A 23,129-nucleotide genomic window follows, 5' to 3' on the forward strand; every position below is an offset into this window, starting at 1 on the left:
CCAGTAGCCTCACCCAAACCCCGGATCAAGCCCCCGCCCGCGCCTGCAAGCTCAAATGCGCCCGCTCCCCCGGCGCCAGGCACAGGCTGTCGGTGCCGCCACTGGCCGCTTCGACGCAGACGAACTCCGACACCTCATCCCAACTCACTCCCAACAATGGCCGGGCACCGGGATGCCACACCACGGTGTCGGCGCTGTCGCCGGTGTCGATGCACAATTCGCGCTGCCAGGCATGATCCTTGAGCTGCAATTCTCCCTCATGTTGAAACACCCGCTGGCAACCACCCTCGACCCGCAACTCGCCTTCCTGCTGGCAAACCGCACGGCTCAATTGATCGTAACCTCGCGCACCTTCGAGCCCAGACAGCGCTATCTCACCAACATCACCAATACGCCAGTAGGCATGCAAAGCCTGGCTCAACTGGCAAGGCAAGCGGTCTTGATGCTCGGTGCTCAAGCGTAATTCCATGCGCTCGCCCAGGTCTGCATGCAAGTCCACCTGCCAGTCACACAGTTGCAAGCGCCAGTGCAAACGCACGCCGTCATCATCGCTTTGGCTGTCGAGCAGTTTCCAGTCGATCAAGCGCGCCCATCCGTGGGATGGCCAGGCATTTTCACTGGGGTGACGGCCATACCACGGCCAGCACACCGGCACACCGCCACGTATTGCGCCGACTTGCGGCCATTTGGCCGCGCACCACAACCAGGGTTTCTGGTCGCGCGGTTGGAAGTGCAGCAATTGCGCCCCCTGGCGACTGAACACCGCCTGGCACAGCGGATGATCGATCACCAACACGTCACGCTGCTGATAGCGCTCCCAGGCAAACACCGGGCGCTCGCGCAAGGATCTGAAGAAGCGTTGCAGTGGGTGCTCATGCATGGGCCGCAGTCCTGGAAATCATTGAATTGCGCTGTCGTAAACGGGGCAAATACAGTCTGGCTGACGCACCGCAGTGAATGGCGTTGGGGTCGCTTCGCAACCCAGCGGGAGCAAGCTCCCTCGCCACGAGTCCAGCATCCAACCAAACCTGCTCCCCAAAAAAAAGCGGACAGCCTTGGCCGTCCGCAAATATGCGCACATAGAGAGGAGCTTATCGCAACAACGTTTAGAACACCGACTGAATTTTCAGGCCGGCCACCAGTGCGTTGTCGACTTCATCCACACCGCCTGGGTGAGTGATGTACTGCAGGTTCGGACGCACGGTCAGCCAGTTGGTGACGTGGATCCCATAGTTGAGTTCGTAGTTGTACTCAGTGCTACGCAGCGGCGCGAACAGTGGATCGTTGTAGTCGGTGACGCCATTGGCCAAATTGGTCAGCTCGGCGTTTTTCTTGACGTCGTCGTTGACATGGATGCGGGAGGCGCCGATGCCGATGTCATCTTTTGGACGCGCATCGAATGGGCCTTTGTACACCAGCATCAGCGACTGGTAGTTGTCGACAATGTTGGTGTCCTTGTCGTGGAAGGTCGCGTTGGCTGCGATGTTCAGGCCGCGCGAAGCATCGCCGTTGTGCGTGGTGAGTTGTTGTTGCGCAACGAACCAGTAGCCGTGCTTGCTGTTGTGGCTGCGGTAGGCGTTTTGGGTAGTTGCCGCATCGTCACCGTTGTCATCTTCACGCACGTCATTGGCATCGGCCGTGCTTTTGTAGTAACCGACACGGTATTCGCCCGGCAGGTTGTTGACCTTCGGCGACCAGACCAGTTCGACTGGAATGACGGTGCCCTTGGTGCCGCTGCCGCTGAGCTTGAAGCCGTTGCCGTGCTCCAGCTGCGATGGGTTCTGGTTGTACGCACCGATCTGCGCGTAAAACTCAGGCGTGATGTTGTACTTCACGCGGATCGCGGCCTGCATGACTGGCCAGTTGTACCAGATACCGGTGGCCCAGTTACCCACTTGGGAGCCGCAGAACGCCAGGTTCTGGAACTCGCAAGGGAAGGTGTTGAAGTCTTCGCCTTCGCCGAAGTAACCGGCCTTGACGTCCAGCTTGCCGTCGAGGAACTGGTGCTTGATCCACAACTGGGTCAGACGGACCATGTGGCCACGGCCATAGACTTCCTGGGAAGAACTCAAGGTACCTGCACGCGGATCGCCGACCCGGTCGTTGGAGATGTTTTCACCGTTACGATTGGTGAGCTGGATCTTGGCCTGGGTGTTATCCCAACCCCACAATTTTTGCAGGTCCAGCGCCACGCCCAGACCAAATTGGTCGGAGTAACGTGCCGTCTTGTCGTTGTTGTAGCCACCGTGCAGGTTGCCGCCGACTTCACCGACGTAGTCGGCCTTGATGTCGATACCCTGCTCGATCAGCTTGGTCCGCTCGCCACCCCAGTCACCCGTCATCCACTGCGAATCGGCGCTGAAAGCGTCGGCAGCGTGTGCGCTACCGGCCAGCATCATCGCCGCAACGGCTGATAACTGGCAGATTAGCTGGGCGTTGTTTTTCTTCTTCATCCCTACATCCTCGTCTTTAATTTATTGTTATTAACTGTTTTTATCTAACGCGGTTTACAACGATTGCGGCGGGTGGTCCCCCACCCACCGCATACTCCCTGTGGGAGCGGGCTTGCTCGCGAAAGCGGTGTGTCAGTCGCCGCAAACGTTAAATGACACACCGTCTTCGCGAGCAAGCTCGCTCCCACATTTGTTCCTCACCGACCTTTGAACTGCGCGACATTCGCAGCGCGGCCTTCTGTTTGCGGCTGACCCGCCACGCCCAGGCGCTCGCCGGACTGGGCGTCGAACAGCAGCACTTTCGATGGATCGAATTGCAGCGTCAGGGTTTCGCCGGCTTGCGGCGCGACGTCCGGCGCCAAGCGACAGCAGACCTTGGTGTCGTTGAGGTTGACGAACACCAGGGTGTCCGGCCCGGTAGGCTCGGTGACCTGGACTTCGGCGCGAATGGTCGGCAGGCCATTGGGCTCGCTGCCCGCCAGCACGATCTGCTCGGGGCGCATGCCAAGGATCACTTCGCGGTCCTCAAGGCCGGCGTCCTGCATGCCCAGCGGCAACTCGCAACGGGCCTGGCCGCTGTCGAGCAACGCCAATAGGCGACCGTCCTTGCGTTGCAGGCGCAGCGGGATGAAGTTCATCGGTGGAGAGCCGATGAAACTCGCCACGAACAGGTTGGCCGGGTTGGTGTAGATGTCCTTTGGCGTGCCGAACTGCTGGATGATCCCATCCTTCATCACCGCCACTTTATCGCCCAGGGTCATCGCTTCAATCTGGTCGTGGGTCACGTAGACCGTGGTGGTCTTCAGGCGCTGGTGCATCAGTTTCATTTCGGTGCGCATCTCGACCCGCAGCTTGGCGTCGAGGTTGGACAGCGGTTCGTCGAACAGGTAGATCTTCGGCCGCCGCGCCAGCGCCCGGCCCATGGCCACGCGCTGTTGCTGGCCACCAGAAAGCTGGCCAGGCTTGCGGTTGAGCAGGTGCTCGATCTGCAACAGCTTGGCCACGCGAGTGACTTCTTCGTCGATGGCGGCCTGGCTCATCTTGCGGATCTTCAGGCCGAACTCGATGTTCTCGCGCACGCTCATGGTCGGGTACAGCGCGTAGGACTGGAACACCATGGCGATGTCGCGATCCTTGGGGCTCATGCCGCTGACATCCTGGTCACCGATCATGATCGCGCCGCCGGTGATGGTCTCTAGCCCGGCGATGCAGTTCATCAGCGTCGACTTGCCGCAGCCCGAAGGTCCGACGAGGATCAGGAACTCACCGTCCTTGATCGATAACTCGATGTTCTTCAGGGTGTCCGGCAGGCCGGCACCGTAGGTCTTGTTTACATTGCGAAGTTCGAGCGTTGCCATGATTACCCCTTGACTGCGCCGGCCGTCAGGCCGCGCACGAAATACTTGCCTGCTACCACATAGACCAGCAGGGTCGGCAGCCCGGCGATCATCGCCGCCGCCATATCCACGTTGTATTCCTTGGCCCCGGTGCTGGTGTTGACCAGGTTGTTCAGCGCCACCGTGATGGGCTGCGAATCACCGCTGGAAAACACCACACCGAACAGGAAATCGTTCCAGATCTGCGTGAACTGCCAGATCAGGCAAACCATGATGATCGGCGTCGACATCGGCAGGATGATCCGCCGGAAAATGGTGAAGAAACCCGCGCCATCCAGCCGCGCCGCCTTCACCAGCGCATCGGGAATGCTGACGTAGTAGTTACGGAAGAACAGCGTGGTGAACGCCAGGCCGTAGACCACGTGCACGAACACCAGGCCGGTGGTGGTACTGGCCAGGCCCATCTTGCCGAGGGTGAACGAGGCCGGCAGCAGCACGGTCTGGAACGGCAGGAAGCAACCGAACAGCAACAGACCGAAGAACAGCTGCGAACCGCGAAAACGCCACATCGACAACACGTAGCCGTTCAATGCGCCAATGGCGGTGGAGATGAGCACCGCCGGGACGGTGATTTTGATCGAGTTCCAGAAGTAGCCGTCGACCGTGGCCCAGGCCTTGACCCAGCCGATGCCGGTGACTACGGTCGGCCAGCTCAGCAGGTTACCGGTGTTGATGTCTTCCGGGGTCTTGAAGCTGGTCAGCAGCATGACCACCAGCGGCACCAGGTACAGCAATACGGCGAGGATCAACACCGCGTAGATCGCGATCCGACTCAGGCTGATGGAAGGTTTGGCAGCGAGACTAGTCATGACGCTTGGTCCTCAGCTCGGAGTACAGGTAAGGCACGATGATTGCGAGAATCGCACCGAGCATCAGGATTGCGCTGGCCGAGCCCATGCCCATCTGGCCGCGACTGAAGGTGAAGGAATACATGAACATGGCGGGCAGGTCGGAGGAGTAACCCGGGCCGCCGGCTGTCATCGCCGCCACCAGGTCGAAACTCTTGATGGCGATGTGCGCCAGGATCATCACTGCGCTGAAGAACACTGGACGCAGGCTTGGCAGCACCACTTTCCAGTAGATACGCGGCATGCTTGCGCCATCAATCTGCGCGGCACGAATGATCGATTGATCGACACCCCGCAGGCCAGCGAGAAACATCGCCATGATGAAACCCGAGGCTTGCCATACCGCCGCAATCACCAAGCAATAAACCACACGGTCCGGGTCGATCAGCCAATCCAGGCGGAAGCCTTCCCAGCCCCAGTCACGCAACAATTTGTCCAGGCCCATGCCTGGGTTGAGCAGCCATTTCCAGGCGGTACCGGTGACGATCATCGAGAGCGCCATCGGATACAGGTAAATGGTGCGGATGAAACCTTCGCGACGAATACGCTGGTCAAGAAACACCGCCAGCAGTACGCCGATCACCAGGGTGATGCCGATGAACATGCCGCCGAACAGCGCCAGGTTCTTGCTCGCCACCCACCAGCGGTCGTTGTCCATCAGCCGTGCGTATTGCGCCAGCCCCGCCCATTTGTAGGTCGGCAAGAACGTCGAAGTGGTGAACGACAGAACGAACGTCCACAAGATATAGCCGTAGAAGCCCACCAGGACGATGAACATGCTCGGCGCCAGCACCAGTTTTGGCAGCCAGCGTTGCAGTGCATCGAACGGCGAGGCCTTGCTGAACACAGCAACAGAACTCATGGGGAAATCCAGTACAAAGGGTAATGATTACAAGGGCATTCCCTGTGGGAGCGGGCTTGCTCGCGAAAGCGATGTGTCAGGCAATAGATGTATCAACTGACACGACGCCTTCGCGAGCAAGCCCGCTCCCACAGGGGGCCTGCGTTGCTAACGATTATTTGGCCGACTGAACCGCTGCGCCGAGTTTCTTCGCAGCATCGGCCGGGTCGGCTTTCGGGTCGTTGATGTAGTTGGTCACTACGTCGAAGAACGCACCCTGGACCGCCAGTGTGGTTGCCATGTTGTGCGCCATGCTCGGCTGCAGGCCGCCGGACTTGGCGTCCGTCAGGAAGTCCTTGGCAGCGGTCTGGGCGCAGGAATCGAAACCGTACTTGCCCATGTCGGCCAGCATGTCGTTGCGAACCGGGATCGAGCCTTTGTTGATGCTGAAGACTTTCTGGAAGTTCTCACCCAGCACGACCTTGGCGATGTCCTGCTGGCCGGCCGCAGTACCTTTATCCTTCTGCTTGAACACCGCCAGGGAGTCGATGTTGTAGGTGAAGGCCTTGTCGGTGCCCGGGAAGGCTACGCATTCGTAGTCCTTGCCAGCGACTTTCTTGGCGGCGGTCCATTCGCTCTTGGCCCAGTCACCCATGATCTGCATGCCGGCCTTGCCGTTGATAACCTTGGCCGCTTCCAGGTTCCAGTCCTGGCCCTTGCCGTCGGCGTCCATGTAGGTCGCGACTTTTTTCAGCTCGGTCAGCGCCTTGACCATTTCCGGACCGGTCAGCGCCTTGCTGTCCAGGTCGACCAGGGCTTTCTTGTAGCCATCAGCCCCCATGACCGAGAGCACCACGGCTTCGAACACGGTGCTGTCCTGCCAAGGCTGGCCACCGTGGGCGAGCGGAATGAAGCCCGCCGCCTTGAGCTTGTCGCCAGCAGCGTAGAATTCTTCCAGGGTGGTTGGGTTCTTGGTGATGCCGGCTTTCTTGAAGACTTCCGGGTTGATCCACAGCCAGTTGACGCGGTGGATGTTCACCGGCACGGCGACGTAGTCACCGTCGTACTTCACGGTATCGGAGACTTTCTTGTCGAGCAGGCTGTCCCACTTTTCGGCCTTGGCGACGTCTTTCAGGATGTCGGTATCGAGCAGGCCGGTAGACGCCCATTCCTGGATGTCGGGGCCTTTGATCTGGGCGACACCCGGTGGGTTGCCGGCCACGGCGCGGCTCTTGAGCACGGTCATCGCGGTAGAACCGCCACCGCCGGCGACAGCGCCGTCTTTCCAGGTAAAGCCGTCTTTCTCCACTTGGGCCTTGAGCACATCGACCGCGGCTTTTTCGCCACCCGACGTCCACCAGTGAACGACTTCCACGGAACCTTTGGATTCGGCGGCAAGGGTGGTGACAGGGAACGCAGCGACGGGAAGCAGGGAAGCAAGAGAAATGACAGTAGCGAGGCGAGAAATCGCATTCATCTAGAATTACCTTTCTTGTTGTTATGCATGCAAGTCTGGTGCTTGCGCTGCATGGATTCTAATCAGAGGGAATCCCTTCACAGGTAACGAAGGGACGTGCAAATGTCACGACATGGTTACACAGGCGAAGGCCTGGACAACCGCGCCAGGGCTGACGCCATGCTCGGTGCCAGGGGCAGGCGCGGAATCAAGACCGCCTGCCAGGCGTGGTACAGGTCCGGCTTGCCCGCCCAGATATCGGCGCTCGGGCGATTTTGCGGATCGAGTTCGTGATGCCAGCTGCCATCGCAACGGTCGATGAAATGCTTGTCGCAGAACTCCCAGAATTGTCGGTACCAGGCTTCGTACTTCGCCTCATCGGTGCGCTTGAGCAAGGCACTGGCAGCAGCGGCCGCTTCGCAATGGACCCAATGCAGGCGATGGCGAACCACCGCGCGATTGTCCCAGTCCAGCGTGTAGACAATGCCGGGCGCGCCATCGACGTTCCAGCCGTGACGGCAGTTCTGGTCGAAGAGTTTTTGCGCATCCTGGGCCAACCAGCCGGGGGTCAGCATGCCAATCTGGACTCGCGCGGCTTCGAGGTGCAGCAACAGCCGGGCCCACTCGAAACCATGGCCGGGGGTGGTGCCGTACGGGCGGAAACCATCGGCGGGATTATCGTGGTTGTACTCGCGCAGCGGCTGCCAGTGGCGGTCGAAATGCTCAACAACCAGGTAATCGTTGGCGGCGGCGTGATCGTGGATCACCCGCTCGACAATGCGCAGCGCACGGACCAGCCAACGCGTGTCGTCCGTGGCATCGGCCAGGGCCAGGAAGGCTTCGGTGGCGTGCATGTTGCTGTTGGCGCCGCGATAGGCCTCTTCCTCGCTCCAGTCGCGGTTGAAGGATTCACGCAGGGCGCCCTCTTCCTCGCTCCAGAAATGCGTGTCGATGATCCGCACCGCCTCGTCCAGCAATGCCTGGGCGCCAGGACGCTGGGCCACCACTGCGGAACTGGCGGCCAGGGCGACAAATGCGTGCAGGTAGGCGGCTTTGCCGGTGGCGTCTTCATCGGGTTGCGCCGTGGCAAACCAGCCGCCGAATTCAGCGTCCCGCAGCGAACCGCCGAGGGCCTGGACGCCGTGGTCCACCAACTCGGCGAAACCGGGCAGGCCCTGGATGTGCGCCATGGCGAAGCTGTGGGTCATGCGCGCGGTGTTCATGGTCTCGGCCCGGGCATCGACCGGCAGACGACCCAGCTCATCCAGGTTGCCAAAGCCGTCCGGCAGCTTCGACGCCTTGGCGAACGCCAGCAACCGCAAGCCTTCGGTGGCAAGCCATTGCTGGTGGGCAGGCGCATTCAGCCAACTGCTGAAGGCCGGTTGGAAGGTGTCCATCGTTGGGTACCTTTTTTGTTGTTTTGACGCAGGGAGTCTAAACAAGGGATGACGGGAGGCAGGTAACGAAAGGGGCGAGTTATGTCACAGGCTTGTGACATTCCCCTCAGACATGTGTTGAGGCTGATGGCGTCTTCGCGAGCAAGCCCGCTCCCACAGGGGCCGAACACATTGTCCGCATCCAATGAGGGCCAATGTGGGAGCGGGCTTGCTCGCGAAGAACGATAACGCGGTTGCGCTATTCCACACTGCGAGGCAATTGCAGCGTCACCCGCAACCCACCCTCGCGCAGGTTTTGCAGGCTCACTTCGCCGCCATGGCTGTGGGCGATGTTGCGGGCGATACCCAGGCCCAAGCCGTAGCCCTGCTGCTGCCCGGCCAGGCGAAAGTGCGGTTCGAACACCTGCTCCAAGCGCTGTTCCGGCACGCCCGGGCCTTCGTCGTCGACGTGCAGGATGAACGCGGCTTCGTCGTCATCGATGTGCAGGTGGGCGTTCTGCCCATACTTCAACGCGTTGTCGATCAGGTTGCCGATGCACCGCTTGAGCGCCAGCGGCTTGCCGGGATACGGCGCCAATGCCCGGCCATCCTGGGTCACGCGACCGTTGCCGTGGGGCGCCAGATACGGTTCGACCAGGCAATCGAGCACATGGTTGAGGTCCACAGGTTCGATGTTTTCGTGGATGTCGGTGTCCTTCACGCATTGCAGCGCGCCCTTGACCAGCAACTCCAGCTCGTCCAGGTCACGGCCGAACTTGGCTTGCAGGTTTTCGTCTTCCAACAACTCGACCCGCAAGCGCAACCGGGTGATCGGCGTGCGCAAGTCATGGGAGATCGCGCTGAACAATTGGCTGCGCTCGGTCAGGTAGCGGCTGATGCGTTCGCGCATGGCGTTGAACGCCCGCCCCACCTCCACCACTTCGCTGCCGCCGCCCTCGGCCACGGGCTCCACTTCGGCGCCCAGGGACATATCCCTTGCCGCCCGGGCCAGCCGCTTGAGGGGCCGGCTCTGCCAGTGGACCAGCAAACCGATGAACAGCAGCAACAAGCTGCTGGTGAGCACGATGAAGCCGACCTGCTGCTTGGGCAGGTCCTGCTCTTCGAGACTGGTATAGGGCTCCGGCAACAACGAGGCGATGTACAGCCATTCGCCGGGGGCCATTTGGATTTGCGTGACCAGCACCGGCGGGTTCACCGGTTCAAGGGTCAAGGCATAGTGCGCCCATGAGCGCGGCAGTTCGTCGAGCTTGAGCCCGGCGTTGAAAATACGCAGATCGTCGGGGCTGACGAATGTCACCGAAATGTCGGCATTGTGGCCCAAGGACCGGCGCAGCACTTCGTCCACCGCCTGGAGCACCGCCAGTTTGCGTGGCGTCACCGGCAGCACGTCCATGCCCAGGGGCTTGTCATTGAGCGTGACGACAAACCGCGTACCGCCCATGCTGCGCAATTGGTCGAGTACCAGCGGCCGGTAAGCCACCGGCAACGAACGCAAGTAGCTGACGCTGGCGGTCATCGAATGAGCCAGGCTGCGGGCGCTGGTGACCAGGCCCTCAAGCTGGGTGGCGCGCAGTTGCGACACCCAGATCAGGCTGGAAAGGGTCTGGGCGAACAGCACCACCAGTAAAGTCAGCAGCAGCATGCGACCCAGCAACGAACGCGGCACTGGCACCCGCCGGACGACTTTCCTGACCCAATCAGTGACCATTGCTGGCAACCACACTGGCCGCCAATTGATAACCGCTGCCGCGCACCGTACGGATCAACCGCGGCGGCTTGTCGGTGTCGCGCAAGCGCTGGCGCAGGCGACTGACCGCCATGTCGACGATCCGGTCCAGGGGCATCAGTTCACGACCACGGGTGGCATTGCCGATGGTGTCGCGGTCGAGGATTTCCTGGGGATGATCGAGGAACAGCTTGAGCAGGGCAAAGTCGGCGCCAGAGAGAATCACCTCTTCGCCGTCGGTGTGGAACAACCGGTGACTGACCATGTCCAGTCGCCATTCGTCGAAGGCCAGCACTTCGCCGCCGGAGCGTTCCTGGCCGAATTGCGCCCGGCGCAGCAAAGCCTTGATGCGCGCCTGCAATTCACGCGGGCTGAACGGCTTGCCCAGGTAGTCGTCGGCCCCCAGTTCCAAGCCGATGACCCGGTCGGCCTCGTCGGAGCTGGCGGTCAGCATGATGATCGGCACATGGGCCTGGCGCGGGTGTTGGCGAACCCAGCGGCAAAGGCTGAAGCCGTCTTCATCCGGCAGCATCACATCGAGAATCACCAGGTCGCTCGGAGCGTCGTTCAACGCCTGGCGGAACCCGGCGCCATCGGGCGTGGTACGCACCTGGAAACCCGCGCGACTGAGGTAGGTGTCCAGCAGCTCGCGAATTTCCTGATCATCGTCGACCAACAAAATCGATTTGTTCACTGAACTCACGGGCCTCGTCCTTGTTGTTTGGGTTGGGGCGGATTATGCCTGATGGTTGGACCGTACAAACACCACAGAACCTTTGTGGGAGCGGGCTTGCTCGCGAAGGCGGAGTGTCAGGCAACGACAATGTTGAATGACACACCGCCTTCGCGAGCAAGCCCGCTCCCACAGGGTCCGTATTTCAATTTCAAGATTGAGCAGACTGCTCCAACGCCACACCCGCGCCCATCAGGCCCGAATAGGGCGCCGTTACCAGCCAGACCGGAATGCCCTTGAAGTAATCGCTCATGCAGCCCTTGTCGGCGAAGCAACGAGCGAAACCGCTTTCAAGGAAGAAATCGGCAAACCGTGGGATCACCCCTCCGACGATGTACACACCGCCGCGCCCTCCCACCGTCAGCACATTGTTGCCGGCCACGCGCCCCAGCCAACGGCAGAACTGTTCGAGTACTTCCAAGGCGATAGGGTCGCCGGCCAGGCCCGCGGCGGTGATGGATTCGGGGGTATCGAGCACTGGAGCATGGCCATCGACCGCGCAAATGGCGCGGTACACCCGAGGCAAGCCGCTGCCGCTCAAGGCGGTTTCGGCGCTGACATGGCCGATCTCGTTGTAGATGTGCTGCCACAGCTGGGTTTCCCGTGGGCTGCTCATCGGCAGGTCGACATGGCCGCCCTCCCCCGGCAACGCCGCGAAACGACCTTCGCCCAGGTCCAGCAGCGTACCGACGCCCAACCCGGTGCCCGGCCCGATCACCACCGCCGGACGCATGGGCTCGGGGGTGCCTTCGCACACGACCCGGTATTCATCGGGACGCAGACGGGTCATGCCCAGGGCCATGGCCGAGAAATCGTTGACCAGCAACAGCTTCTCCACCTGCAATATTTCACAGAACGCCAGGTTGCTCAGGCGCCAGTGATTGTTGGTGAAGCGAAACTCATCACCGCTCACGGGGCCTGCCACCGACAGGCACACCGAGCCGATGGCCCCCGGCGCCATGCCCATGCCGCTCAGGTAAACCTTGATGGCATCTTCCGGGCAGGCGTAATCCGCCGTCGCCAGCACCTGGATATTTTCCAGGTTGTGGTTCTTCCACAGCGCGAAACGCGCGTTGGTCCCACCGATGTCACCGACCAAAGCCAATTTCAATTAAGCGTCTCCAGGGCCGAAGTAAAGGCGCTGGCGCCCTGCTCCGCCGAGCTGAAGGCCATGCGCATGAAACCGAACAGCTCGCGACCGGTGCCGATGTTGTTGCCCAACAGGCCCTTGGCCGGCGTGCGCGCGGCGAATTGCGCGGCGTCCACCTTCAGTTCCAAAGTGCCTTTGACGCCGTCGACGCGAATGATATCGCCCTCCTGCACCCGGGCCAACGCGCCGCCGACATAAGCTTCGGGGCTGACATGAATGGCCGCCGGGATTTTCCCCGACGCACCCGACATGCGCCCGTCGGTCACCAATGCCACTTTGAAGCCACGGTCCTGCAACACACCGAGGAACGGCGTCATCTTGTGCAGCTCCGGCATGCCGTTGGAACGCGGGCCTTGGAAGCGCATCACCGCGACAAAATCCTTCTCCAACAGGCCGGCCTTGAACGCATCGGCCAGGTCCTGCTGATCCTGGAAAACCATCGCCGGGGCTTCGACAACCTGATTCTCCAGCGCCACCGCGGAAACCTTCATCACGCCACGGCCCAGGTTACCTTCCATCACTCGCAACCCACCCTCTGGCGAGAACGCGCGGGCCACCGGACGCAGGATGTTTTCATCGAGGCTTTCGATCGGGCCATCGCGCCACACCAGCTTGCCCTCCTCCAGGAACGGCTCCTGGATGTAGCGGCTCAGGCCGTGACCGAGCACGGTGTTGACGTTTTCATGAAGCAACCCGGCTTCGAGCAGTTCACGGATCAGGAACGACATGCCACCCGCCGCCTGGAAGTGGTTGATGTCGGCCTTGCCATTCGGATAGACGTGGCTCAGGGTCGGCACCACTTCGGAGAGGTCGGCCATGTCCTGCCAGGTCAACTGGATGCCCGCCGCCATCGCGATGGCCGGCATGTGCAGGGTGTGGTTGGTCGAACCGCCCGTGGCATGCAGCGCGACGATGGAATTGACCAGCGACCGCTCATCGACGATTTCGCCGATAGGCATGAAGTTGCCGCTCTGTTTGGTCAGGCGCGTGACCTGGAACGCCGCTTCGCGGGTCAGGGCGTCGCGCAACGGGGTGTTCGGGTTGACGAACGAAGCGCCCGGCAAGTGCAAGCCCATCACTTCCATCAGCAATTGGTTGGTGTTGGCGGTGCCGTAGAAGGTGCAGGTGCCAGGGCTGTGGTAGGACTTCATCTCCGATTCCAGCAGCTCTTCGCGGGTGGCCTTGCCTTCGGCGTAGCGCTGGCGAACGTCGGCTTTCTCCTTGTTGGAAATACCCGAGACCATCGGCCCGCCGGGTACGAAGATCGTCGGCAAGTGACCGAAGCGCAGCGCGCCCATCATCAGGCCCGGGACGATCTTGTCGCAGATGCCGAGCATCAGCGCACCGTCGAACATGTTGTGGGACAACGCCACCGCCGTGGACAACGCGATCACTTCGCGACTCGGCAAGCTCAGTTCCATGCCCGCCTCGCCCTGGGTCACGCCGTCGCACATCGCGGGCGTGCCGCCGGCGAACTGGCCGACCGAGCCGATCTCGCGCAAGGCGCTCTTGATCTGCTCGGGAAAGGTTTCGTAGGGCTGGTGGGCCGAGAGCATGTCGTTATAGGAGGACACGATGGCGATGTTGGCGGCGTTCATCATCCGCAGGTGCTGCTTGTCGTCGCTGCTACAGCCGGCCACACCGTGGGCGAAGTTGGCGCACTGCAGCTTGCCGCGCATCGGGCCGTCGCTGGCAGCACCGCGAATCAATGCAAGGTAAGCCTCGCGCGTGGCGCGGCTGCGGGCGATAAGCCGTTCGGTGACCTCAAGAACGCGGGGATGCATGTGTAGAACTCCAGGCTAGCGGGTGTGGCGACCTGATTGTCTATGCTGGTCAAGAAGCCCGTCGCGAACACCTGCCAAGGGCAGGCGACAGACGGTTTCTTGACCACTCGGACCAGTTGATTCAGGTCACTCGTTGTAGATAAAACAAAATATTGCCACTAAAAAGGCTTGTTTTCTATTTTTATGCGAATAATCTTGTAATTCCAACAACAAATCGACGGCGGCGCAGTTAATGACTCTTCGAATCGCAATCAATGGTTTTGGCCGCATCGGCCGCAACGTCCTCCGTGCACTGTATACCCAAGGCTACCGTCGCGACTTGCAGATCGTCGCCATCAACGACCTGGGCGACAGTGCCATTAATGCCCATCTGCTCAAGTTCGATACCGTTCACGGCACGTTCGATGCCGACGTTCAGCACGATCACGAAAGCCTGACGGTCAACGGCGATCGCATCTCGGTCAGCGCCATCCGCAACCCAGCCGAACTGCCCTGGGCCGCCGAGAAGATCGACGTCGTGTTCGAATGCACCGGCCTGTTCACCGATCGCGCCAAAGCCGCCGCGCATATCAGCGCCGGTGCCCGCAAGGTGATCATTTCGGCCCCGGCCAAGGGTGCCGATGCCACCGTGGTGTATGGCGTGAACCACGACATCCTGCGCCAGTCCCACCAGATCATTTCCAATGCTTCGTGCACCACCAACTGCCTGGCCCCGGTGGCCCAGGTGCTGCATCGCGAGCTGGGCATCGAGAGTGGCCTGATGACCACCATCCACGCCTACACCAACGACCAGAACCTGACCGACGTCTACCACAGCGACCCGTACCGCGCGCGTTCGGCCACCCAGAACATGATCCCGAGCAAGACCGGCGCCGCCGAAGCGGTGGGCCTGGTGTTGCCGGAACTGGCGGGCAAGCTGACCGGCATGGCCGTGCGCGTGCCGGTGATCAACGTGTCCCTGGTCGACCTCACCGTACAGCTCAAGCGCGAAGCCTCGGCCGAAGAAGTCAACGAACTGCTGCGCCATGCCAGCCAGCATTCGAAGATCCTCGGCTATAACACCCTGCCGCTGGTTTCCAGCGACTTCAACCACAACCCGCTGTCGTCGATCTTCGACGCCAACCACACCAAGGCCAGCGGCAAGCTGCTCAAGGTACTGGCCTGGTATGACAACGAATGGGGCTTCTCCAACCGCATGCTCGATAACTGCCTGGCGTTGTGTAACGCGGAATAACCGACACGGCAGCCTTGAGCTTTCTGTGGGAGCGGGCTTGCTCGCGAAAGCGGAGTGCCAGTCGACGGAGAGTTAGCTGACCCACCGTCTTCGCGGGCAAGCCCGCTCCCACAGGGTTACAGGATGCAATGAAATCAAGGCTTGACCCATCGTGTAGGTGATAAGCATTATCATCTACACGAACCGGATCGGGCCCTACCGTGAGTCAATCGCGCTTTCATCATGTCTTCCTCGCCCAGCGCACGCCGCTGCTGCGCACCCTCGAGCGAATGGTCAGCCACCCCAGCATCGCCGAAGACCTGCTTCAGGAAACCTACCTGCGCGTCACCCGCGCACTGGGTGAGCGTACGATCGAGCATCTCGAACCCTTCGTCTTCCAGACTGCTCGCAACCTGGCGCTGGACCATTTGCGCGCGCGCCGTATCCAGTCCCGGACCCTGCTCGACGACGTACCCCAGGAGATCGTCCACAATATCGCGGCTCCCCACAGCAGCGCCGAGGATGCGGCCCATGCCCAACAATTGCTCGAACGCCTGAACGTCAGCTTGCAAGCCTTGAGCCCACGCCAGCGGCAGATTTTCATCCTCAGCCGCCTGCATGGCCACAGCTATCAGCACATCGCCCAGCGATTGGGCGTGTCCCTGAGTACGGTGCAAAAGGAACTGAAACTGATTATGGCGATCTGTGTGGGCGTGGCTGGCCGCAGCGGCGACGGTCATCTTTAGACGTCATGCTGCACTCGCGTTTATCGCCAACTCCGAGGAACTCCCGTGACGGACAACCAGCATCGACCAGACACAGCGCCGGAAACCGCCCACGCCATGGAACAGGCGCTGGATTGGTTGATCGTCCTGGACAGCCCCAGCGCGGAGCAGACGCAGCAGTTCCAGGCCTGGCTGGCGGCCGATCCGCGCCACGGCGAGGCGTTCGCCCGGGCCCAGGCGATCTGGAACGGACCGCAAGTGATGGAAAGTGCCCGTCAACTGGAGGCCGCGCCCAAGGTCACCGCGCTGTCACGCCTGCGTGCCCACTGGAAACCCCTGGCCACCGCCGCCGTGCTGTTTCTCGGCCTGTTCAACTTCAGCGACCTGCCCCTGCGCTTTCGGGCCGATCACCTGACGGTGGTCGGTGAACGCCAGCGGGTGCAATTGGAGGACGGCTCCCAGGTCTTGCTTAACACCGACTCGGCATTCTCCAGCACGTTCAACGCCCAGCGGCAGGTGGCCCGCCTGTATAAAGGCGAGGCGCTTTTCGAGGTGCCGGGCAATCGCAACCTGCCGCTGGAAATCGATGCCGGCCCGGTCACGGCCAGCGTCAGCGACACGACGTTCGCGGTGCGTTACCTCAATGGCGTGGCTCAGGTCCAAGTGCAGCGTGGCGACGTAGACCTGCGGGCCAACCGTAACGATGCCCATGTCCGACTGTCAGCCGGGGAGAGCATCCGCATCGGCCCCAACGGTTTCGACCGCCCCGCCCGACTCGATGCCGCTGCCGACCTGGCCTGGGTCCAGGGTCGATTGGTGTTCGAAAACCGGCCGCTTGGCGAAGTGCTGGCCGAGCTACGACGTTATTACCCCGGCTGGATCATCAACAACAACGAACAGTTGGCCAGTGTCGCGGTGACTGGAAACTACCGCCTCGACCAGCCCTTGGACGTGGTCCGCTCCCTGGCCCAGATCACCTCGGCACGTCTTCAGGAATTCCCGGCGCTGGTGATTCTCAACTAAATGAGCATTATTTTTACTCGATAGGCTCCGCTGGTTCGTCTCGTTATAGCCAATGCAATTGATTCGCATCTACCAACGCGAATCTGCACCTATAACAGATGCGACACGGAGCGCTATCGATGTCCTCTCGCCTTTCTTGCCGGTTCCTTGCCCCTGCTTGCACGCTGTCGTTATTGACCGCCGCCATCCTCATGGCCGTCACCGCGCCGGCCGTCCTGGCCGCCACCGCCGCACAACCACCTGCACGCAGCATGGGCGATTACACCTTCGCCATCGCCGAGCAACCCCTGGTTTCGGCCCTGAACGCCTTCACCACCGTCACTGGCTGGCAAGTCGGCCTGCCGGCGCAATTGGCAGAAGGCGTCGCCTCGCCGGGGGTCAATGGCTCGCTGTCGCCCGAAAAGGCCCTGGAACGCCTGTTACTGGGGACCCACCTGAGCTACCGCAAGCTGAGCGACAACAGCGTCGTCCTGGAAAAACGCAGCGCCGGCAACGTGTTGAACCTGCCGCAGGTAACCATCAGCGCCACCCGCCAGGAACAGGCCATCACCGGCGTACCCAGTACGGTCACCGTCCATGAACGCCAGGAACTGGACCGCAACAACGTCAATACCCTCAAGGACCTGGTGCGCTACGAGCCCGGCGTTTCGGTGGGCGGTGCGGGCCAGCGCGGCGGCATCAGCGGCTACAACATTCGTGGCATCGACGGTAACCGCATCCTGACCCAGGTCGACGGCGTAGCCATACCCGATGGCTTCTTCAACGGCCCCTACGCCAAGACCCAGCGCAACTACGTCGACCCGGAAATCATCAAGCGCGTCGAAATCCTGCGCGGCCCGGCCTCGGTGCTGTACGGCAGCAATGCCATTGGCGGTGTCGTCAGCTACTTCACCCTCGATCCGGACGACATCATCAAGCCAGGCGAGGACGTAGGCGCCCGCTTGAAGACAGGCTACAGCTCCGCCGATGAGAGCTGGCTCAAGTCCGCCACCGTTGCCGGCCGCAGCGGGCAGATCGACGGCCTGTTGCACTACAGCCAGCGCGACGGCCACGAAACCGAATCCAATGGCAGCCATAACGGCACCGGCCTGGACCGCACCGCCGCCAACCCGGAAGACGTGCGCGCCAGTAATGTGCTGGCCAAGCTCGGCTGGGACTATAACGATGACGCGCGCCTGAGCCTGGTCTATGAGAAGTACAAGGACGACCGCGATACCGACTTGAAAAGCGCCTATGGCGGGCCCTACTCCAACGGCCGACCGGCCATTCCCGTTTCGGTGCTGCCCGGCGGCATGTACCAATGGCGCACCGGCAACGACACCATCACCCGTGAGCGTTTTGGCCTGGAGCACAGCTTCGCCCTGAACAGCCTGCTGGCCGATCACCTCAAGTGGAGCCTGAACCACCAAGTCGCCAAGACCGACCAGAGCACCGCCGAGTTCTACTTCCCGATCACCCGCCAGGTCCTGCGCACCCGGGACACCCTCTATGAAGAAAAGCAGTGGGTCTTCGACACGCAGTTGGACAAAGCCTTCCGCATCGCCGATACCGATCACGTGCTGACCTACGGCACGACGCTCAAGCAACAAAAAGTCACCGGCTCACGCAGCGGCAATGGCGTGTGCCTGGCCGTTGGCCGGGGTTGCACCGCCGTGGGTGCCACCAGCACAGCGGATGTACTGGCCAAGGCCAGCGACTTCCCCGACCCGACCATCAATACCTACAGCCTGTTCGCCCAGGACCAGATCAATTGGGACAAGTGGACGTTCACCCCCGCGTTGCGCTACGACTACACCCAGCTCAAGCCGCATCTGACCGAGGCATTCCTCAAGACCGTGGACCCGACCGCCGGCGGTGACGTCAGCGATGAAAACAAAACCTGGCATCGCGTCTCGCCCAAGTTCGGCCTGACATACGCCCTGACGGAGGAATACACCTGGTACGGCCAGTACGCCGAAGGTTTCCGCACCCCAACCGCCAAGGCCTTGTATGGCCGTTTCGACAATGCCGGTGTGGGGTATAGCGTCAGACCCAACCCGGACCTGGAACCGGAAAAAAGCAAAAGCTATGAGACCGGCTTGCGTGGGCGTTTCGACGCTGGCTCGTTCGATGTCGCGGTGTTCTACAACAAGTACCGCGATTTCATCAACGAAGACGCCATTACGCCCGGCGCCGACCAGTTGACCTTCCAGAGCAATAACATCAAGCACGCCACCATCCAGGGCGCCGAGGTTCGCGGACGGCTGGACCTGGACGTGCTGGGCGCGCCGAAGGGCTTGTATACCCAAGGCACCGTGGCCTACGCCTACGGTCGCAACAACGATACCGGCGAACCGCTCAACAGCATTAACCCGCTGACCGGTGTGTTTGGCCTCGGGTACGACCAAGACCACTACGGCACGTTGCTCAGCTGGACCCTGGTCAAGCAAAAGGATCGCGTCGACGACAGCAACTTCAAGTCTCCGGACGGCGTCAGCAGCCAGTTCAAGACTCCAGGCTTCGGCATTCTCGACCTGACCGGTTTCTACAAAGTGACTTCCGACATCACCGTCAGCGGCGGCCTCTACAACCTCACCGATAAAAAATATTGGCTATGGGACGACGTGCGCGGCTACGACAGCGTCGGCGAAGCTGCCGTGCTGAGCCCCGCCAACCTTGACCGCCTGACTGCGCCAGGGCGCAACTTCGCCGTCAATCTGATCTGGGATATCTGATCCAGCCGCCGGGTTTCCCCACGTTCTGAACTCAAAGGAATTTTTCATGACCCCACACCATCCCGCTTTACGGTCCCAACGCCTGAACCAGATCACCCACGAGCCCCACAGCAGGCTCGACGCGCTGGTCAAGGCCCACGCCCCGTTCGAAACCCCGGCCAGCTTCGCCCGTTTCGTCGTTGCCCAGTACCTGTTCCAGTCGGAACTGGTGGCTTTATACAACGACCCAGGGCTATGCGCCTTGATCCCTGACCTGCCGGCCCGCTGCCGGGCCGAAGCAGCCAAGGCCGACCTCGCGGACCTGGACACCGAAGTCCCCGCGCCGGTGGCTGGCGCGGTGAACAATCCGACCCAAGCCGAAGCCCTCGGCTGGCTATTCGTCGGCGAAGGCTCCAAGCTCGGCGCCGCGTTTTTGATCAAGCGAGCCGCGGCCCTGGGGCTGAGCGAAACCTTCGGCGCCCGGCACCTGGCGGAACCCGCGGGCGGGCGCGCCGAAGGCTGGAAAACCTTCACCCGCACGCTCGACGGCTTGGCCTTTACCGAACAGCAAGAAGCCGAGGCAGACAAAGGCGCGCTGGCAGCGTTCAACCGCTTTACGGTGCTGTTGGAACACGCTTACACAGCAGAGCTTGCCTGAAACGCCACCATTCCCTGCGGGAGCGAGCTTGCTTGCGATGACGGCAGCCACGTTTTTTTGGTCTATGCTCCCTCTCTGGTTTTGGAGGGCTTTCGATGACCGATCTGCTGACGTCCGTGCAAGCCGCGCTCGGCTTGCCCATGACGCCGATCCTCTTCACCGGCGAAGGCGCGTTGTCCTCCGCCTTCGCCGTCACGGAGCTGGCCTGCGCCAGCATCGCTGCAGCCGGGCAGGCAACCGCCGGGCTCATCCACCAACAGACCGGCCGCCTGCCACCTGTCGAAGTCGACCGGCGCCTGGCCTCGTTGTGGTTTTCCACGTCCCTGCGTCCGATTGGCTGGAGCGTGCCGCCGATGTGGGACCCAGTGGCCGGTGACTATGCCACCGCCGACGGCTGGATTCGCCTGCACACCAACGCCCCTCATCATCGACTGGCGGCGGAAAAAGTCCTCGGCCCCTGCGTTGACCGCGCCGACATGGCGACCCGAGTGGCCCGCTGGAACAAGGCCGAGCTGGAGCAGGCCGTGGTCGACGCCGGCGGTTGCGCCGCCGAGATGCGCTCATGGCAGGCATGGCAGGCGCATCCCCAAGGCATGGCGGTGAACGCCGAGCCGCTGGTGCAGTTGAGCAAGTCCATCATCGAGCGGCCTGAACCCTGGCTCGGCTCCGTAGCGCGACCGCTGGCGGGCGTGCGGGTACTGGATCTGACCCGCGTCCTGGCCGGCCCTGTCGCCAGCCGCTTCCTCGCGGGCCTGGGTGCCGATGTCCTGCGCATAGACCCACCGACCTGGAACGAACCCGGCGTGGTGCCAGAAGTCACCCTGGGCAAACGCTGCGCCCGCCTCGATCTTCATCGCGCCGACGATCGAGCCACATTCGAGGCACTGCTCCAGGACACCGACATCCTCCTGCACGGCTACCGTGCCGACGCCCTTGAGCACCTGGGCTATGGCGCCGAGCAACGCCAGCAGATCGCCCCGGGCCTGATTGATGTCAGCCTCAACGCCTACGGCTGGAGCGGCCCGTGGCAGAACCGGCGCGGCTTCGACAGCCTGGTGCAGATGAGCAGCGGCGTTGCCGAAGCGGGCATGAATTGGAAACACACCGACAAACCGACACCACTGCCGGTGCAGGCACTGGATCACGGCACCGGCTATCTGCTGGCGGCCAGCGCACTGGTGCTGCTATCCCGGCGCTTGCACAATGGTCACGGCGGCTCGGCACGCTTGTCACTGGCGCGCACGGCAAAGCTGTTGATCGAGCGTGGCGCAGGGGACCCGACCCCATTGCGACCCGAGGCCAGCGACGACCGAGGACTCTTGATCGAACAAACGCCGTGGGGCCCGGCCCAGCGGCTGCACGTGCCGCTGAAAATCACCGGGACGCCGGTGCAATGGGCGCTCCCGGCGGCTGAACTGGGGGCCCATCGCCCACAGTGGTGAGGTGCCCATGTGGTGAGGGAGCCGCAGTAGTTCTACAGCACCAGCACGCCGCGGTACAAACCATAAGCCGCCATGCCCGCCCCCGCCATCACGCAGGCAAAGATTCCCTTTTCCATATGGGTGAACAAGGGCTGCCGCTGCTCGCGCTTGGCCTGGGCGAACAGGATGATCCCGGGCGCATACAACAGCGCCGACAGCAGCAGGTATTTCACACCACCGGCGTACAGCAGCCACACCGCGTAGCACAGCGCGACGCCACCGACGAACAGGTCCTTCACGCGCCGGGCCGAGCCCTGCTCATAAGTTTCACCCCGGGCGCAAAGCAATACCGCGTAGGCCGCTGACCACAGGTACGGCGCCAGAATCATCGACGACGACAGGTAGATCAGGCTGGTGTACGTACCTTCGGAGAATAGGGTAATCAGCAAAAACAGTTGAATCATGCCGTTGGTCAACCACAGGGCATTGACCGGGGCATGGTTGGCATTCTCTTTGGTCAGGAACGCCGGCATGGTCTTGTCCCGGGCAGTGGCATAGAGGATTTCAGCGCACAGCAGCGCCCAGGACAACAGCGCCCCCAGCAACGATACCGCCAAACCCAGGCTGACCAGCAACGCGCCCCAGGGCCCGACGATGTGTTCCAAGACACCGGCCAGAGACGGGTTTTGCAGTCTTGCCAGTTCCGGTTGGGTCATGATGCCCAACGACAACACGTTCACCAGTACCAGCAACGCCAACACCCCGACGAATCCAATGACCGTCGCCCGCCCTACGTCCGCACGCCGTTGCGCCCGCGCTGAATAGACGCTGGCGCCCTCGATGCCGATGAACACGAACACGGTGATCAGCATCATGTGGCGCACCTGGTCCATTACGCTGCCCAGGTCCGGGTTCATCGCGCCCCAGATGTCCCGGGTGAATATCTCGGCCTTGAACGCTATGGCGGCGATGACGATGAACATCACCAGCGGCACCACTTTGGCGATGGTGGTCACCAGGTTGATGAACGCGGCTTCCTTGATACCCCGCAGCACCAGCCCATGCACCGCCCACAGCAGCGCCGACGCGCAAGCGATGGCCACCGGCGTGTTGCCCTGGCCGAACACCGGAAAGAAATAGCCCAGGGTGCTGAACAGCAACACGAAGTAACCGACGTTGCCCAGCCAGGCGCTGATCCAGTAACCCCAGGCCGAGGAGAAGCCCATGTAGTCGCCAAACCCGGCCTTGGCGTAGGCGTAGACACCCGGGTCCAGCCCGGGCTTGCGGTTGGCCAGGGTCTGGAACACAAAAGCCAGGGACAGCATGCCGACGGCGGTAATGAGCCAGCCGATCAGTACCGCACCGGCATCGGCCCGAGCCGCCATGTTTTGCGGCAAGGAAAAAATCCCACCGCCAATCATCGATCCCACCACCAGCGCAACCAGCGCCCCGAGTCGCAATTTCTCAATCGGCTGCGGCATCTTTTCTCACTATCAAATATGTAAATAAAACGACATGACTATTTTAAATAGCGTCATTCAGGGCTAAGTCCCAAGGGCTTATGCCGGGCATTCTCCAAGACGCTTATAAAAAAGGCCATGACGGCAACTC

18 protein-coding genes are annotated in these 23,129 nt (G+C 61.8%); 6 read left to right on the forward strand and 12 right to left on the reverse strand.

The genetic code is table 11. The features are described from left to right. Nucleotides 1–25: 25 nt before the first annotated feature. The 11 genes from AD663_RS20695 to edd all read right to left on the reverse strand — a co-directional run bounded on the left by AD663_RS20695 (nucleotide 26) and on the right by edd (nucleotide 13,785). Nucleotides 26–880, reverse strand: coding sequence for a D-hexose-6-phosphate mutarotase (locus tag AD663_RS20695; RefSeq protein ID WP_053214451.1), 855 nt, complete (start codon nucleotides 878–880; stop codon nucleotides 26–28). 226 nt (nucleotides 881–1,106) lie between these two features. Beyond that, nucleotides 1,107–2,453, reverse strand: coding sequence for a carbohydrate porin (locus tag AD663_RS20700; RefSeq protein ID WP_003184603.1), 1,347 nt, complete (start codon nucleotides 2,451–2,453; stop codon nucleotides 1,107–1,109). Nucleotides 2,454–2,650: 197 nt separating this feature from the next. After that, nucleotides 2,651–3,811, reverse strand: coding sequence for an ABC transporter ATP-binding protein (locus tag AD663_RS20705; protein WP_053214452.1), 1,161 nt, complete (start codon nucleotides 3,809–3,811; stop codon nucleotides 2,651–2,653). Nucleotides 3,812–3,813: 2 nt separating this feature from the next. Next, the gene (locus tag AD663_RS20710) at nucleotides 3,814–4,659 is read right to left on the reverse strand and encodes a carbohydrate ABC transporter permease (protein WP_053214453.1); all 846 of its coding nucleotides are present in this window, start codon (nucleotides 4,657–4,659) and stop codon (nucleotides 3,814–3,816) included. Beyond that, complete coding sequence (locus tag AD663_RS20715; RefSeq protein ID WP_053214454.1) at nucleotides 4,652–5,560, reverse strand: carbohydrate ABC transporter permease; 909 nt, start codon at nucleotides 5,558–5,560, stop codon at nucleotides 4,652–4,654. The genes AD663_RS20710 and AD663_RS20715 overlap by 8 nt, the downstream gene beginning before the upstream one ends. A 154-nt stretch (nucleotides 5,561–5,714) precedes the next feature. Then, on the reverse strand, nucleotides 5,715–7,016 hold the full coding sequence (locus AD663_RS20720; RefSeq protein ID WP_003184610.1) for an ABC transporter substrate-binding protein: 1,302 nt from the start codon (nucleotides 7,014–7,016) through the stop codon (nucleotides 5,715–5,717). Nucleotides 7,017–7,132: 116 nt separating this feature from the next. Beyond that, complete coding sequence (locus tag AD663_RS20725) at nucleotides 7,133–8,392, reverse strand: AGE family epimerase/isomerase (protein ID WP_053214455.1); 1,260 nt, start codon at nucleotides 8,390–8,392, stop codon at nucleotides 7,133–7,135. A 238-nt stretch (nucleotides 8,393–8,630) separates the two neighbouring features. Then, entirely contained in the window at nucleotides 8,631–10,100 is a 1,470-nt protein-coding gene (locus AD663_RS20730) for an ATP-binding protein (RefSeq protein ID WP_053214456.1), read from the reverse strand. After that, nucleotides 10,090–10,821: a response regulator gene (locus AD663_RS20735; RefSeq protein WP_003184616.1), complete on the reverse strand. Its 732-nt coding sequence runs from the start codon at nucleotides 10,819–10,821 to the stop codon at nucleotides 10,090–10,092. Before AD663_RS20735 ends, AD663_RS20730 begins: the two co-directional genes overlap by 11 nt. 181 nt (nucleotides 10,822–11,002) lie before the next feature. Next, the gene (locus AD663_RS20740) at nucleotides 11,003–11,962 is read right to left on the reverse strand and encodes a glucokinase (protein ID WP_053214457.1); all 960 of its coding nucleotides are present in this window, start codon (nucleotides 11,960–11,962) and stop codon (nucleotides 11,003–11,005) included. After that, nucleotides 11,959–13,785, reverse strand: coding sequence for a phosphogluconate dehydratase (gene edd / locus AD663_RS20745; protein WP_053214458.1), 1,827 nt, complete (start codon nucleotides 13,783–13,785; stop codon nucleotides 11,959–11,961). The genes AD663_RS20740 and edd overlap by 4 nt, the downstream gene beginning before the upstream one ends. A gap of 232 nt (nucleotides 13,786–14,017) precedes the next feature. Here edd and gap point away from each other — a divergent pair, with 232 nt between their 5' ends. The 6 genes from gap (at nucleotide 14,018) to AD663_RS20775 (ending at nucleotide 21,539) form a co-directional block, all read left to right on the forward strand. Continuing rightward, on the forward strand, nucleotides 14,018–15,019 hold the full coding sequence (gap, locus tag AD663_RS20750; RefSeq protein ID WP_003184623.1) for a type I glyceraldehyde-3-phosphate dehydrogenase: 1,002 nt from the start codon (nucleotides 14,018–14,020) through the stop codon (nucleotides 15,017–15,019). Between the two features lie 200 nt (nucleotides 15,020–15,219). Further along, nucleotides 15,220–15,744: an RNA polymerase sigma factor gene (locus AD663_RS20755; RefSeq protein ID WP_053214459.1), complete on the forward strand. Its 525-nt coding sequence runs from the start codon at nucleotides 15,220–15,222 to the stop codon at nucleotides 15,742–15,744. A gap of 96 nt (nucleotides 15,745–15,840) precedes the next feature. Beyond that, a complete protein-coding gene (locus tag AD663_RS20760; RefSeq protein WP_157062734.1) occupies nucleotides 15,841–16,746 on the forward strand; it encodes a FecR domain-containing protein in 906 nt (301 codons plus the stop codon). Nucleotides 16,747–16,865: 119 nt separating this feature from the next. Next, a complete protein-coding gene (locus AD663_RS20765; RefSeq protein WP_053214461.1) occupies nucleotides 16,866–19,460 on the forward strand; it encodes a TonB-dependent receptor in 2,595 nt (864 codons plus the stop codon). A gap of 46 nt (nucleotides 19,461–19,506) precedes the next feature. After that, on the forward strand, nucleotides 19,507–20,097 hold the full coding sequence (locus AD663_RS20770) for a biliverdin-producing heme oxygenase (RefSeq protein ID WP_003184631.1): 591 nt from the start codon (nucleotides 19,507–19,509) through the stop codon (nucleotides 20,095–20,097). Nucleotides 20,098–20,192: 95 nt separating this feature from the next. Then, nucleotides 20,193–21,539, forward strand: a complete 1,347-nt coding sequence (locus AD663_RS20775) for a CoA transferase (RefSeq protein WP_003184635.1) — start codon at nucleotides 20,193–20,195, stop codon at nucleotides 21,537–21,539. Between the two features lie 32 nt (nucleotides 21,540–21,571). On the opposite strand, the gene arcD is transcribed toward AD663_RS20775, so the two are convergent. Then, nucleotides 21,572–22,999, reverse strand: a complete 1,428-nt coding sequence (arcD, locus tag AD663_RS20780; protein ID WP_053214462.1) for an arginine-ornithine antiporter — start codon at nucleotides 22,997–22,999, stop codon at nucleotides 21,572–21,574. Between the last annotated feature and the right edge of the window lie 130 nt (nucleotides 23,000–23,129).

Source organism: Pseudomonas sp. Q12-87 (genome assembly GCF_001269755.1).
Lineage (GTDB): Bacteria > Pseudomonadota > Gammaproteobacteria > Pseudomonadales > Pseudomonadaceae > Aquipseudomonas > Aquipseudomonas fluorescens_S.